Source organism: Devosia sp. YIM 151766 (assembly GCF_030285925.1).
GTDB lineage: Bacteria > Pseudomonadota > Alphaproteobacteria > Rhizobiales > Devosiaceae > Devosia.
In genome coordinates, this window is record NZ_CP127251.1 from 1,698,549 (window position 1) to 1,711,795 (window position 13,247).

Genomic DNA, 13,247 nt, shown 5'->3' on the forward strand with positions numbered 1-13,247 from the left:
TTTGCCATGACTGATTATGGGCACGCACTGCGTTTCGGCACGTTCATCACGCCATCGGCACAAAATCCCGACGCTGTCGTCGCCCTGGCGCAGGCGACCGAGGCGGCGGGGCTGGATCTCGCTACCTTCCAGGACCATCCCTATCAGGCCAATTTTCTCGACACCTGGACGCTGCTGTCCTTCGTGGCCGCCAAGACCGAGCGCATCAGCCTTGCAGGCAATGTGCTGAACCTGCCGCTGCGCCAGCCGGCGGTGCTGGCGCGAGCGATGGCAAGCCTCGATCTGCTGTCGCATGGACGGGCCGAGCTGGGACTGGGCTCCGGCGCCTTCTGGGAGGGCATCGAGGCCATGGGCGGCGGCAAGCTGACGCCGGGCCAGGCGGTGGACGCACTGGACGAGGCCATAGACATCATTCGCGGCATCTGGGATGCCGGGGAGCCAGGCGGGGTCCGGGTCGAGGGACGCTTCCATCAGGCGCGCGGAGCGCGCCGCGGGCCCCTGCCCGCACATCCTATCGGCATCTGGGTGGGCGCCTACAAGCCGCGCATGCTCAAGCTGATCGGCCGCAAGGGCGACGGCTGGTTGCCGTCGCTGGGTTATATCAAAAGCCCCGGCCTTGCCGAGGCAAACGCCATCATCGACGCGGCGGCGGAGGAGGCCGGGCGCGATCCGCGCGAAATCCGGCGGCTGATCAATCTTCAGGGCCGGCTGGGGGCGCCGGAAGATTGGCAGCGGATGGTCGAGCAGATCGCGACGCTGGCGCTGGAGCACGGTTTTTCCACCTTCATCCTGCCCGCCGACAGCTCCGGCCCCATCGACCTGTTCGGCAAGGAAGTGGCCCCGGCGGTGCGCGAACTGGTGAGCAAGGCGCGGTAGGCGGCAGGACTTTCCCGCGCCCATGAAAAAGGCGGCCACGGAGAACCGTGGCCGCCTCAATTCATTTCTACCGGCCGGTCTTACGCGGCTTCGGCTTCGTCGTCCTGCGTGAAGGTCGGACCGGAATCCAGACCCTTGGCATTAACGTCGCGATCGACGAATTCGATCACCGCCAGCGGCGCGTTGTCGCCATAGCGGAAGCCGGCCTTGAGGATGCGGATATAGCCGCCCTGGCGTTCGGCATAGCGCGGACCGAGCACGGCGAACAGCTTGGCAACCTGGGTCTCGTCGCGAATCTGCGCGATGGCCTGGCGGCGCGCATGCAGGTCGCCGCGCTTGCCCAGGGTGATGAGCTTCTCGACGATCGGACGCAGGTCCTTGGCCTTGGGAAGCGTGGTGACGATCTGCTCGTGCTTGATCAGCGCCGCGGACATGTTGGCGAACATGGCCTTGCGGTGGGAAGCGGTCCGGTTGAGCTTGCGGCCTGAATTACCATGGCGCATGGGTTTCTCCTAAAATCTTGGCAGCGCCGGATCAATAATGATCTTCGTAGCGCTTGGCGAGGTCATCGATATTCTCGGGCGGCCAGTTATTGACGTCCATTCCGAGATGAAGCCCCATCTGTGCCAGGACTTCCTTGATTTCATTGAGCGACTTGCGGCCGAAATTCGGGGTCCGCAGCATCTCGGCTTCCGTCTTCTGGATGAGGTCGCCGATATAGACGATGTTGTCGTTCTTGAGGCAATTGGCCGAACGCACGGAGAGTTCGAGCTCGTCCACCTTCTTGAGCAGCGCCGGGTTGAAGGCCAGTTCGGGAACCGAATCCTGGGCCTTTTCCTTGGTAGGCTCTTCGAAGTTGACGAAGACCGACAACTGATCCTGAAGGATGCGAGCGGCGAAGGCCACTGCATCTTCCGGCGTCAGCGCGCCATTGGTCTCGATCGACAGGGTCAGCTTGTCCTTGTCCAGGCTCTCGCCGGCGCGGGTCGCATCGACCTTGTAGCTCACCCGGCGAACCGGCGAGAACAGCGAATCGACCGGGATATAGCCGATCGGTGCGTCCTCGGGACGGTTCTTCTCGGCCGGGACATAGCCCTTGCCGGAATTGACGGTGAACTCGATGTTGATCTCGGCCCCATCATCGAGATGGCAGATCACCAGGTCCGGGTTCAACACTTCGATATCGCCGGTGACCTTGATATCGCCAGCGGTGACGGCGCCCGGGCCCTGTCGCGAGAGGGTCAGCCGCTTCGGGCCTTCGCCACCCATCTTCAGGGCGATTTCCTTGACATTGAGCACCAGGTCGGTGATGTCCTCGCGCACGCCGGGCAGCGAGGAGAATTCGTGCAGAATGCCGTCGATCTGGATTGCGGTCACTGCCGCGCCCTGAAGCGACGACAGCAGCACGCGACGCAAGGCATTGCCCAGGGTAAGCCCGTATCCGCGCTCAAGCGGTTCGGCAACCACCGAAGCCGCGCGCACGTTATCGCCGCCCGAAACAATGTCCAGTTTGGTCGGCTTGATCAGTTCCTGCCAGTTCCTCTGGATCGTCACGGTATTGTCCTTTCAAAATCGCGGCCCTACGAAGACCGCACCGCCGCAAACACAATAGGATTCCCGGCCGGAGAGGCCGGGAGCGTTCCAATGGTCTTGACTAGACGCGGCGCCGCTTGCGCGGACGGCAGCCATTGTGCGGGATCGAGGTAACGTCGCGGATCGAGGTGACGCTGAAGCCGGCGGCCTGTAGCGCCCGCAGGGCCGATTCACGACCCGAGCCGGGGCCGCGCACTTCGACCTCAAGGGTCTTCATGCCGTGTTCCTGCGCCTTCTTGGCGGCATCTTCCGCCGCAACCTGCGCGGCATAGGGGGTCGACTTGCGCGATCCCTTGAAGCCCATCACGCCCGAGGACGACCACGAAATCGTGTTGCCCTGCATATCGGCGATGGTGATCATGGTATTATTAAACGAGGCGTTCACATGAGCGACGCCGGAAGTGATATTCTTGCGCTCCTTACGGCGGATGCGCGCGACTTCAGTCTTAGCCATTACTATCCTCTAGGATATCGGCGCTGCCGTAACACCAGCAGCTCCACCACGGAATTAGCGGTTCAAGCCCTTCCAGCTACTCTGTCGAGCCGCCGAAAAGCCCTGCCCCGCCAAATCCCATTATCCGGAGCGCCAGGCGCTCCAGCATTCCTTGCGCATCGAACTCGTCCGAAAATCGCATCGCGATCTTCAGTCCAATGCTGCCGTCCCCGCAACGCGGGAACGGAATTACTTCTTCTTGCCAGCGATCGGCTTGGCCGGACCCTTGCGGGTACGAGCATTGGTATGGGTGCGCTGACCGCGAACCGGCAGGCCGCGACGGTGACGCAGGCCACGATAATTGCCCAAGTCCATCAGGCGCTTGATGTTCATCGCCACATTACGGCGAAGATCGCCTTCCACGACATAATCGCGGTCGATGGCTTCACGGATCTGAATGACTTCGGCGTCGGTCAGCTCATTGACGCGGCGCTCGGCCGGAATGCCGACCTTTTCAGTAATGTCTTTGGCGAACTTGTCGCCGATTCCGTGAATATACTGCAGCGCAACCACCACACGCTTATTCGTCGGAATATTGACGCCAGCAATACGAGCCACGTCTGCTCTCCTTCATTCGACACGCGCCATCGCGGCGGATGCCTTTAAACAACAAGGGACCGGAATTCGACCCCGATTATGGGAAAACCGAATCCAGCCCAATGATCCATGAGACTGGTGCGGTTCTTTAAGGACAAGACCGGCCAGAGTCAACAGCCCTGCCCGGCCCTGCGTTCACTTCCCGAGCGCCGATTTTATCGCCGCCGTCACCTGCTCGACCGGCGCCATGCCGTCGACCGTCCGCAAGAGCTGCTTGTCGGCATAATAGGCGACCAGTGGCGCGGTCTGCTCGGAATAGACTCCGAGGCGCTTGCGCAGCACGTCCTCGTTGTCGTCACCCCGTGCCGTACCCGATTCCCGGGCCCGATTGATGACTCTTTTCACCAATTCGTCGGTCTCGGCCTTGATCTCGATGACGGCATCGAGCGACACGCCCTTGTCCGCCAGCATCCTGTCCAGGCTCTCCGCCTGGGCGATGGTGCGTGGAAAGCCGTCGAGAATGAAGCCGGGCTTGCAGTCCTCGGCGTCCAGGCGCTCCGAAATGATGCCATTGACGATGTCGTCGGACACCAGGTCGCCCCGATCCAGAATGGCCTTCACTTCCAGCCCGAGCGGCGTCTGCGCCGCGATCGCCGAGCGAAGGATATCGCCGGTCGAGAGTTGGGGAATGCCATAGGCGTCCATCAGGACCTTTGCCTGCGTCCCCTTGCCCGCTCCCGGCGGCCCCAGCAGAATCAGTCTCATCGACGCTTGCCTCCCCCAAGACGGGACTTCTTCAGCAGCCCTTCATATTGCTGGGCCACCAGATGGCTCTGGATTTGCGTGATCGTATCGAGAGTCACGGTCACCATGATCAGCAGCGAAGTGCCGCCGATGAACTGGCTGACGGCCAATTGGCTGAACATGACTTCCGGAATCAGCGCCACCACCGCCAGATAGACCGCGCCGACCACGGTGACGCGGGTGAGCACATAATCGATATGCTGCGCGGTGCGTTCGCCGGGACGAATGCCGGGGATGAAGCCGCCGGAGCGCTTCAGATTATCCGCCGTCTCGGTCGGGTTGAACACGATGGCCGTGTAGAAGAAGGCGAAGAAGATGATGAAGAAGGCGAACAGCGCCAGATAGAGCGGCTGTCCCCGGCCCAGCAGGGCGGTGACGGTGGTGAGCCAGCCCGGCGCATTGCCCTGGGCGGCGAACGAGGCGATCGTGGCCGGCAGCAGGAGCAGCGAGGAACCGAAGATCACCGGGATCACGCCCGAGGTGTTGAGCTTCAGCGGCAGGTGCGAAGTATCGCCCTGGAACATCTTATTGCCCACCTGACGCTTCGGATACTGGATCAGCAGCCGGCGCTGGGCGCGCTCGAAGAACACGATGACGCCGATCACCACGAGGGCCAGGACCAGCATGCCCAGACCGGCGAAACCCGGAATGGCGCCGGTGCGGGCCAGTTCCAGCGTCTGAGCCACGGTGGACGGCAGGTTGGCCACGATGCCGGCGAAAATGATCAGCGAAATGCCGTTACCGACGCCGCGCGCGGTGATCTGCTCGCCGAGCCACATCAGGAACATGGTGCCGCCGACCAGGCTGATCACCGTGGAAATACGGAAGAACCAGCCGGGATTGAGGACGACGTCCTGGCTGCCTTCGAGACCGACGGCAATGCCATAGGCCTGGATGGCGCAGAACAGCACCGCCAGATAGCGGGTGTACTGGTTCATCTTGCGGCGGCCGGCCTCACCCTCCTTCTTGAGGGCTTCGAGGCGCGGCGATGCGGAAGAAACCACCTGCACCACGATGGAGGCGGTGATGTAGGGAATGAGGTTGAGCGCAAAGATCGCCATGCGCTCGACGGCACCGCCGGAGAACATGTTGAACATGCCGATAATGCCCTGCTGCGACTGCTCGAACGTCGCGCGGAACGCATCGGGATCGATGCCCGGCAGCGGGATATAGGTTCCCAGACGATAAACAAGCAGCGCGCCCAGTGTGAACCAGATGCGCTGTTGCAGGGCCTTCGCTTTCGAGAAGGTCGAAAAACTGAGATTACGTGCGAGCTGTTCGGCTGCGGACGCCATATAAATCGCTCCTATGGCCTAAAGCGGCGAACGTTCTGGCGAACGCCCATTGCCGCTCCAGTCATTTATTGCCGCATCGCTTGCCGCGGAAAACCGGTTCCCACTTTTCCGCACGATGCCGTAGATGCCAGGTGCGCTCGGAGCGCTGCGGGAGCATATATGGGACATGTCCCCGCCAGACGCAACAAACCACAAGAACGCACCCGGCATCGATTGCCGCGTGCGCCCGGCCGAGTGGATTACCCGGCGTGCGGAGTCTTCTTCCAGGTCTCCTTGACCGGGATCAGGTCGAGCTTGCTGCCCGCAGCTTCGATGGCGGCGGTGGCGCCCTTGGTGGCGTAATCGACCTTGAAGGTAACCTTCTTGGCCGAGAAGCCCTCGGCGCCGATCAGGCGGACGCCGTGCTTGGGCCGGCGGATAACGCCAGCGGCAACCAGAGCGGCGGCGTCGACCACCGCTTTGATGTCCAGCTTGCCGGAATCGATATAGGCCTGAATGCGGTCAATGCGGACTTCATTCCAATCCTTGGGATTCCAAGCATTGAAGCCGCGCTTCGGCATACGCATGTGAAGCGGCATCTGGCCGCCTTCGAAGCCGTTGATGGCGACACCGGCACGAGCCGTCTGGCCCTTGCCGCCGCGACCACCGGTCTTGCCGACGCCCGAGCCGATACCACGACCGATGCGGACGCGGACCTTGTTGGCGCCGGGATTGTCACGAAGTTCGTTCAAACGGGTCATGTTTCGTAACTTCCTTACTCGCCGACGACGCGGACGAGATGCGGGATCTTGTTGATCATGCCGCGCACTTCGGGCGTATCAACCAGCTCACGCTGCCTGTTCATTTTATTGAGCCCGAGCCCGATCAGGGTCGCGCGCTGGCTCTTCTCACGGCGGATCGGCGAACCGACCTGCTGCACGACGATGGTCTTTGCTTTAGCCATTGGTTTTCTCCGAGCCTTTCAATCAGGCTTCGACGGCAGCCTCGCCGCGGCGAGCCTGGAGTTCGGAAACCTTGAGGCCGCGACGGGCAGCCACCGAGCGGGGGCTGTCAACGCGCTTCAGCGCATCGAAGGTGGCGCGGATCATATTGTAGGGATTGGTGGTGCCCTGCGACTTGGCCACGATATCGTTGATGCCAAGCGTTTCGAACACCGCACGCATCGGACCACCGGCAATGATGCCGGTGCCCGGAACGGCGGCCCGCAGGATGACCTTGCCGGCGCCGTGGCGGCCGGCGACGTCATGGTGCAGCGTCCGGGCGTCGCGCAGCGGCACACGGACCATCTGGCGCTTGGCCTGCTCCGTGGCCTTGCGGATTGCCTCGGGGACTTCACGGGCCTTGCCGTGACCGAAACCGACGCGACCCTTCTGGTCACCTACGACGACGAGCGCCGCAAAACCGAAGCGACGGCCGCCCTTCACCACCTTGGCCACACGATTGATGTGGACCAGGCGATCGACGAACTCGCTTTCGCGCTCTTGAACGTCTCTGCTCATTTTATCTCTTCCTCGCCGTGGTTAGAATTGCAGGCCGCCCTCACGGGCAGCGTCTGCAAGGGCCTTAACACGGCCGTGATAGATATAGGCGCCACGATCGAAAACGACCTCGCCCACCCCGGCCTTCACGCCGCGCTCGGCGATCAGCTTGCCAATAGTGGCAGCGGCATCCGCGGTCGCGCCATTCTTGACGGAAGACTTGATGTCTTTTTCCAGGGTCGAGGCGGCAGCCAGCGTCCGGCCGGTGCTGTCGTCGATGATCTGGGCGTAGATGTTCTTCTCCGAGCGGAACACGCTGAGACGGGGACGACCAAAGGCACGAGCCTTGAGCGCCTTGCGGACACGGGCCTTGCGCCGATCCGCACCTTTTGCAGAAATTGCCATTTCCGGCGCTCCTTACTTCTTCTTGCCTTCTTTGCGGAAGACCTGCTCGTCGGCGTAACGCACGCCCTTGCCCTTATAGGGTTCGGGGGGACGCCAGCCGCGGATCTCGGCCGCAACCTGGCCAACCTGCTGCTTGTCGATGCCGCTCACGACGATTTCCGTCGGCGCCGGAACGGCAAGCGTGATGCCCCGAGGAGCTTCATAGATCACTTCGTGGCTGAAACCCAGCGAGAGCTTGACATCCTTGCCCTGCATGGCGGCGCGGTAACCGACGCCCTGAATGGCCAGCTTCTTCTCGAAGCCATCGCTCACCCCGGTGACCATGTTCTGGATCAGCGAACGGGTGGTGCCCCAGGCGCCGCGAGCTTCACGGCTGTCGTTGACCGGGCTGACGACGATGCCATCCGAACCCTGCTCGACATTGACGACATCCATGAGCGTGAGGCTCAGTTCGCCCTTCGGACCCTTGGCGCTGACGGCGCGATCATTGATCGTGACCGTAACGCCGTTAACCGGGGCCACCGGTTTCTTGCCAGTACGTGACATAATGCTTCCTTGAGTAATCGTCTTGCCACGCCTTCCTTAGAAGACGCGGCAGAGTACCTCGCCACCCACATTGGCGGCCTTGGCTTCGTGGTCGGCCATCACACCCTTGGGGGTGGACAGGATCGACACGCCGAGGCCGTTAGCTACCTGCGGGATATTCTTTACCGACGCGTAAACGCGGCGGCCGGGACGGGACACGCGCTCGATGGTGCGGATCACGCCTTCATCGTCCGAATATTTCAGTTCGATTTCGTATTCGGCCGCGCCGTTCTCGAACTTGGTCTCCGAATAGCCGCGGATGAAACCCTCGGACTGGAGCACGTCCAGCACCCGACCGCGCAGGGTCGATGCCGGCGTCGTGACCGAATTCTTCCGACGCTGCTGAGCGTTGCGGATGCGGGTCAGCATATCGCCGATAGGATCGGAAAAGCTCATCGTTCTCTCTCCTTACCAGCTCGACTTCACCAGACCCGGGATTTGCCCCAGGTTGCCCAGCTCACGCAAGGCGATACGGCTCATCTTGAGCTTGCGATAGTAACCACGCGGCCGGCCCGACACTTCGCAGCGATTGCGAATGCGAACCTTGGCCGAATTGCGCGGCAGTTCCGCCAGTTTGAGGCTGGCCTTGAAGCGCTCCTCGATGGGAGTCTCCTGGTTCTTCACGGCCGCCTTCAGCGTAGCGCGCTTGTCGGCGTACTGCTTGGCCAGAGCGGCGCGCTTCTTGTTCTTTTCGATGGAGCTGGTCTTTGCCATGTCCTGATCCTTTATCCCTTCCCGCTTACTGGCGGAACGGGAAGTTGAAAGCCTTGAGAAGCGCGAGCGCCTCATCATCGTTCTTGGCCGTCGTGGCGATCACGATGTCCATGCCCCAGACCTGATCGATCTGATCATAGTTGATCTCGGGGAAGATGATGTGTTCCTTGATGCCGAAGGCATAATTGCCACGACCGTCAAAGGCGTTCGGGTTAAGGCCACGGAAGTCGCGGACGCGCGGCAGGGCGATATTCACCAGGCGGTCCAGGAATTCGTACATACGGGTCTTGCGCAGCGTCACCTTCACGCCAAGCGGCATTTCTTCGCGGACCTTGAAGCCGGCGATCGACTTGCGAGCATGGGTGATGACCGGCTTCTGGCCGGCAATCTTCTGCATTTCGTCGGCAGCCGACTTCACCTTCTTGGTGTCGGCGACAGCCTCGCCGACGCCCATGTTCAGCACGATCTTGTCAAGGCGCGGCAGCTCCATGACGTTCTTGTAGGCGAACTGCTCGCGCAGCGCCGCCTTGATATTGGTGTCGTACTCGGTCCGGAGACGCGGAACGTATGCGGTCTCAGCCATCGATCTGATCTCCGGTGGTCCTGGCGACGCGGGTCTTCACGCCGTCCTTGATCTGGAAACCGACGCGGGTGGGCTTGCCGTTAGCGTCGGCGACAGCCAGGTTCGACAGGTGGATCGGCGCTTCCTTGGTGAAGATGCCGGCATCCTGCGAGGCAGTCTGCTTCTGGTGGCGACGAACCAGGTTGATGCCCTGGACGATCGCGCGGGCTTCGGTCGGAATGACAGCGAGGACCTGACCGGTCTTGCCCTTGTCCTTACCGGCCAGGACGACCACTTTGTCGCCCTTCTTAATCTTGGCGGCCATTACAGCACCTCTGGGGCGAGCGAGATGATCTTCATCTGGTTCTTGGCGCGGAGCTCGCGCGGAACCGGTCCGAAGATACGGGTGCCGATCGGTTCCTTCTGATTGTTCAGAAGAACGGCGGCGTTCTTGTCGAAACGGATGACGGTGCCATCGGGGCGGCGAATGTCGGTGGCGGTACGAACCACCACGGCCTTCATCACCTGGCCCTTCTTAACGCGGCCGCGCGGAATAGCGTCCTTGACCGAAACGACGATGATGTCGCCGATCGAGGCGTATTTGCGGTGCGAACCGCCCAGCACCTTGATGCACATGACTCGCTTGGCGCCGGAATTATCGGCGACGTCGAGATTGGACTGCATCTGGATCATGACTGGATGCCTTCTAATTTATCGGCTGCACCGTCACCCGGCGCGCCGACCTGAATTGTTTCTCTTACGCAGACGGCGAAGAAGCGGGGACCAAGGCCCAACGCTTGTTCCTGCTGATCGGCGCAGTTTCCTCGATCCACACGGTCTGGCCGATTTTGGCCACGTTGTTCTCGTCGTGGGCGTGGTACTTCTTGGAACGACGCACGGTCTTCTTCAGAAGCGGGTGAGTGAAACGGCGCTCGACACGAACCACGATGGTCTTGTCATTGGCGTCGGAGACCACAGTCCCCTGCAAAACGCGCTTTGGCATGGGTTTTATTCCTTACTGAGCTGCGTTCTTTTCGGTCAGGATCGTCTTGATCCGCGCGATATCGCGGCGGACTTCCTTGACCCGGGCCGGCTTTTCCAACTGCTGGGTAGCGCGCTGGAAACGCAGGTTGAACTGTTCTTTCTTCAGGTCGACGAGCTGATCTTTCAGTTCGTCTGCGGTCTTGGCCCGCACATCACTGGCTTTCATGCTCGTGTTCCTTAATCGGCAATACGCGTGACAACACGCGTGGTGATCGGCAACTTCATTGCACCGAGGCGAAGCGCCTCCTTTGCAACGTCTTCGGGCACGCCGTCAATCTCGAAAACGATACGACCGGGCTTAACGCGCGCAGCCCAGAACTCCACGGAGCCCTTGCCCTTGCCCATACGGACTTCGGTAGGCTTCTTGGAGACCGGCAGATCCGGGAAAATCCGGATCCAGACGCGGCCCTGACGCTTCATCTCGCGAGTGATCGCACGACGGGCGGCTTCAATCTGGCGGGCAGTGACGCGCTCCGGCTCGGTGGCCTTGAGGGCGTACTGACCGAAGGCCAGCGTGGTGCCGCCCTTCGCTTCGCCATGGATGCGGCCCTTATGGGCCTTGCGGAACTTAGTTCTCTTCGGTTGCAGCATAACGAACTAACCTTCTTATGCGCGTTCGCGGTCGCCGCGCTCACGGCGCGGTTCGCGTTCGCTACGCTGACCGCCATCGCCACCTTCGGTAGCGCGGCGTTCATGGGCCGACGGGTCATGCTCAAGGACTTCGCCCTTGAAGATCCAGACCTTGATGCCGATGATGCCGTAAGTGGTTTCGGCTTCAGCAGTGCCGTAGTCGATATCGGCGCGCAGGGTATGCAGTGGCACACGGCCTTCGCGATACCATTCGGTACGAGCGATGTCGGCGCCACCCAGACGACCACCGACATTCACGCGGATGCCACCGGCGCCCATGCGCATCGCCGTCTGCACGGCGCGCTTCATGGCGCGGCGGAAGGCCACGCGGCGTTCCAGCTGCTGGGCAATGCCCTGGGCAACCAGCGTCGCATCGGTCTCGGGCTTGCGCACTTCAACGATGTTGATGTGCACTTCGCTGTCGGTGAACTTCTTCACCTTGGCGCGGATCTTGTCGATATCGGCGCCCTTCTTGCCGATCACAATACCCGGGCGGGCGGTGTGGATCGACACGCGGCACTTGCGGTGCGGACGCTCGATGACGATCTTGGACACCGCAGCCGCCTTGAGGTCTTCCATCAGAGCCGTACGGATCTTCAGGTCTTCCTGGAGCAGAGTGCCATATTCGCCCTTATTGGCGAACCAGCGGCTGTCCCATGTACGGTTGATGCCGAGGCGGAAGCCGATCGGATTGATTTTCTGGCCCATTATGCGGCCTCCTCAACTTGCCGGACAACGATCGTCAGGTGCGCGAAGGGCTTCTGGATGCGCGAGGACCGACCACGGCCGCGCGCCATAAAGCGCTTCATGACGAGCGAATTGCCCACATAGGCTTCGGCAACGACGAGGGCGTCGGTGTCCAGGCCGTGGTTGTTTTCGGCATTGGCGATAGCGCTTTCCAGCACCTTCTTCACCTGGCCGGAGATGCGCTTATGGCTGAATTCGAGATCGGCCAGCGCCTTCTCGACCTTCTTGCCACGGATCAACTGCGCGACGAGGTTCAGCTTCTGAGGGCTGATGCGCAGCATGCGCAGAACAGCCTTAGCCTCGTTATCCTTGAGAGCGCGCTCAGTCTTTGGCTTGCTCATCTCTTACTTCCTCTTGGCCTTCTTGTCGGCCGCGTGACCATAATAGGTACGGGTCGGAGCGAATTCGCCGAACTTGTGACCGATCATGTCTTCGGTGACGTTCACCGGAACATGCTTCTGGCCATTGTGTACGCCGAACGTGATGCCGACGAACTGCGGCAGGATGGTCGAGCGACGGGACCAGATCTTGACCACGTCGTTGCGGCCAGAGGACTGGGCCTTCTCGGCCTTCTTGAGCAGATAGCCGTCGACGAACGGCCCCTTCCAAATCGAACGGGTCATGTCTTACCTGCCCTTCTTCACGTGACGGCTGCGAACGATGAACTGGTCCGTCGCCTTATTGCTGCGGGTGCGCTTGCCCTTGGTCGGCTTGCCCCATGGGGTCACCGGATGACGGCCGCCCGAGGTCCGGCCTTCACCACCACCATGCGGGTGGTCGACCGGGTTCATGGTCACGCCGCGGTTGGCGGGCTTGCGGCCCAGCCAGCGATTGCGGCCGGCCTTGCCCAGCGAGGTGTTCGAGTGATCCTGGTTGCTGACTGCGCCAACGGTGGCCATGCAGGAACCGTGAACGCGACGCTGTTCACCCGAATTGAGACGCAGAACCGCCCAACCCTGGTCGCGGCCCACATATTGAGCATAGGCGCCGGCCGAACGAGCGACCTGACCGCCCTTGCGGGGCTTCAGCTCGATATTGTGCACGATGGTGCCAACCGGCATGCGCTCCAGCGGCATGGCATTGCCCGGCTTCACGTCGGCGCCATTGAGCGACGAGATGATCTTGTCGCCGGCGGCCAGGCGCTGCGGCGCCACGATATAGGCCTGCTCGCCATCCTCGTACTTGATCAGCGCGATCCAGGCGGTGCGGTTCGGATCGTATTCGAGACGCTCAACGGTCCCGACCACGTCGAACTTTACGCGCTTGAAGTCGATCAAGCGGTAGGTCCGCTTGTGACCGCCGCCACGATGGAACGCAGTGATGCGGCCGTGATTGTTACGGCCACCGGATTTGCTCAGGCCTTCGGTCAGCGCTTTGACCGGCTTGCCCTTCCACAGACCCGAACGATCGGTCGTAATCAGGGTACGACGGCCTTCGGAGGTGGGATTATAAGTCTTTAGAGCCATTTGTCTGTCTCTTGTCCC

General features: G+C 61.7%; 24 protein-coding genes. 1 reads left to right on the plus strand and 23 read right to left on the minus strand.

What is annotated here, in order from left to right; translation table 11 throughout:
- Positions 1-6: 6 nt before the first annotated feature.
- Positions 7-876, plus strand: a complete 870-nt coding sequence (locus O9Z70_RS08265; RefSeq protein ID WP_286018347.1) for an LLM class flavin-dependent oxidoreductase — start codon at positions 7-9, stop codon at positions 874-876.
- Between the two features lie 80 nt (positions 877-956).
- Here O9Z70_RS08265 and rplQ read toward each other — a convergent pair whose 3' ends face one another.
- The 23 genes from rplQ to rplB all read right to left on the minus strand — a co-directional run bounded on the left by rplQ (position 957) and on the right by rplB (position 13,229).
- Positions 957-1,379: a 50S ribosomal protein L17 gene (gene rplQ, locus O9Z70_RS08270; protein WP_286018348.1), complete on the minus strand. Its 423-nt coding sequence runs from the start codon at positions 1,377-1,379 to the stop codon at positions 957-959.
- Between the two features lie 31 nt (positions 1,380-1,410).
- Positions 1,411-2,430: a DNA-directed RNA polymerase subunit alpha gene (locus O9Z70_RS08275; protein ID WP_286018349.1), complete on the minus strand. Its 1,020-nt coding sequence runs from the start codon at positions 2,428-2,430 to the stop codon at positions 1,411-1,413.
- Positions 2,431-2,530: 100 nt separating this feature from the next.
- On the minus strand, positions 2,531-2,923 hold the full coding sequence (gene rpsK / locus O9Z70_RS08280; protein WP_286018350.1) for a 30S ribosomal protein S11: 393 nt from the start codon (positions 2,921-2,923) through the stop codon (positions 2,531-2,533).
- A gap of 228 nt (positions 2,924-3,151) precedes the next feature.
- Entirely contained in the window at positions 3,152-3,520 is a 369-nt protein-coding gene (gene rpsM / locus O9Z70_RS08285) for a 30S ribosomal protein S13 (RefSeq protein ID WP_286018351.1), read from the minus strand.
- Positions 3,521-3,694: 174 nt separating this feature from the next.
- Positions 3,695-4,264: an adenylate kinase gene (locus O9Z70_RS08290; protein ID WP_286018352.1), complete on the minus strand. Its 570-nt coding sequence runs from the start codon at positions 4,262-4,264 to the stop codon at positions 3,695-3,697.
- On the minus strand, positions 4,261-5,598 hold the full coding sequence (gene secY, locus O9Z70_RS08295; protein WP_286018353.1) for a preprotein translocase subunit SecY: 1,338 nt from the start codon (positions 5,596-5,598) through the stop codon (positions 4,261-4,263). The genes O9Z70_RS08290 and secY overlap by 4 nt, the downstream gene beginning before the upstream one ends.
- Before the next feature lie 239 nt (positions 5,599-5,837).
- Positions 5,838-6,338 (minus strand): 50S ribosomal protein L15, encoded by a 501-nt coding sequence (gene rplO, locus O9Z70_RS08300; RefSeq protein WP_286018354.1) that lies wholly within the window; start codon positions 6,336-6,338, stop codon positions 5,838-5,840.
- 14 nt (positions 6,339-6,352) lie between these two features.
- Positions 6,353-6,541 carry a 50S ribosomal protein L30 gene (gene rpmD / locus O9Z70_RS08305; RefSeq protein ID WP_286018355.1) on the minus strand — a complete coding sequence of 63 codons (189 nt, stop codon included), beginning with the start codon at positions 6,539-6,541 and terminating at the stop codon, positions 6,353-6,355.
- Between the two features lie 22 nt (positions 6,542-6,563).
- Positions 6,564-7,097, minus strand: a complete 534-nt coding sequence (gene rpsE, locus O9Z70_RS08310) for a 30S ribosomal protein S5 (protein WP_286018356.1) — start codon at positions 7,095-7,097, stop codon at positions 6,564-6,566.
- A 21-nt stretch (positions 7,098-7,118) separates the two neighbouring features.
- Entirely contained in the window at positions 7,119-7,481 is a 363-nt protein-coding gene (gene rplR / locus O9Z70_RS08315; protein WP_286018357.1) for a 50S ribosomal protein L18, read from the minus strand.
- A gap of 12 nt (positions 7,482-7,493) precedes the next feature.
- Positions 7,494-8,027, minus strand: coding sequence for a 50S ribosomal protein L6 (gene rplF, locus O9Z70_RS08320; RefSeq protein ID WP_286018358.1), 534 nt, complete (start codon positions 8,025-8,027; stop codon positions 7,494-7,496).
- A 36-nt stretch (positions 8,028-8,063) separates the two neighbouring features.
- Entirely contained in the window at positions 8,064-8,462 is a 399-nt protein-coding gene (gene rpsH, locus O9Z70_RS08325) for a 30S ribosomal protein S8 (RefSeq protein WP_286018359.1), read from the minus strand.
- 12 nt (positions 8,463-8,474) lie between these two features.
- Complete coding sequence (gene rpsN / locus O9Z70_RS08330) at positions 8,475-8,780, minus strand: 30S ribosomal protein S14 (RefSeq protein ID WP_286018360.1); 306 nt, start codon at positions 8,778-8,780, stop codon at positions 8,475-8,477.
- A gap of 25 nt (positions 8,781-8,805) precedes the next feature.
- Positions 8,806-9,363, minus strand: a complete 558-nt coding sequence (gene rplE / locus O9Z70_RS08335) for a 50S ribosomal protein L5 (RefSeq protein WP_286018361.1) — start codon at positions 9,361-9,363, stop codon at positions 8,806-8,808.
- On the minus strand, positions 9,356-9,667 hold the full coding sequence (gene rplX / locus O9Z70_RS08340; RefSeq protein ID WP_286018362.1) for a 50S ribosomal protein L24: 312 nt from the start codon (positions 9,665-9,667) through the stop codon (positions 9,356-9,358). The genes rplE and rplX overlap by 8 nt, the downstream gene beginning before the upstream one ends.
- Positions 9,667-10,035: a 50S ribosomal protein L14 gene (rplN, locus tag O9Z70_RS08345; RefSeq protein ID WP_286018363.1), complete on the minus strand. Its 369-nt coding sequence runs from the start codon at positions 10,033-10,035 to the stop codon at positions 9,667-9,669. Before rplN ends, rplX begins: the two co-directional genes overlap by 1 nt.
- A 64-nt stretch (positions 10,036-10,099) precedes the next feature.
- Positions 10,100-10,345 carry a 30S ribosomal protein S17 gene (gene rpsQ, locus O9Z70_RS08350; RefSeq protein WP_286018364.1) on the minus strand — a complete coding sequence of 82 codons (246 nt, stop codon included), beginning with the start codon at positions 10,343-10,345 and terminating at the stop codon, positions 10,100-10,102.
- Positions 10,346-10,357: 12 nt separating this feature from the next.
- Entirely contained in the window at positions 10,358-10,552 is a 195-nt protein-coding gene (rpmC, locus tag O9Z70_RS08355) for a 50S ribosomal protein L29 (protein ID WP_286018365.1), read from the minus strand.
- Between the two features lie 11 nt (positions 10,553-10,563).
- Positions 10,564-10,977, minus strand: a complete 414-nt coding sequence (gene rplP, locus O9Z70_RS08360) for a 50S ribosomal protein L16 (protein WP_286018366.1) — start codon at positions 10,975-10,977, stop codon at positions 10,564-10,566.
- Between the two features lie 15 nt (positions 10,978-10,992).
- On the minus strand, positions 10,993-11,724 hold the full coding sequence (gene rpsC, locus O9Z70_RS08365) for a 30S ribosomal protein S3 (RefSeq protein ID WP_286018367.1): 732 nt from the start codon (positions 11,722-11,724) through the stop codon (positions 10,993-10,995).
- Positions 11,724-12,104 (minus strand): 50S ribosomal protein L22, encoded by a 381-nt coding sequence (rplV, locus tag O9Z70_RS08370; protein ID WP_286018368.1) that lies wholly within the window; start codon positions 12,102-12,104, stop codon positions 11,724-11,726. Before rplV ends, rpsC begins: the two co-directional genes overlap by 1 nt.
- A 3-nt stretch (positions 12,105-12,107) precedes the next feature.
- Positions 12,108-12,386 (minus strand): 30S ribosomal protein S19, encoded by a 279-nt coding sequence (gene rpsS, locus O9Z70_RS08375; protein WP_286018369.1) that lies wholly within the window; start codon positions 12,384-12,386, stop codon positions 12,108-12,110.
- Between the two features lie 3 nt (positions 12,387-12,389).
- Positions 12,390-13,229 (minus strand): 50S ribosomal protein L2, encoded by an 840-nt coding sequence (gene rplB, locus O9Z70_RS08380; RefSeq protein ID WP_286018370.1) that lies wholly within the window; start codon positions 13,227-13,229, stop codon positions 12,390-12,392.
- Between the last annotated feature and the right edge of the window lie 18 nt (positions 13,230-13,247).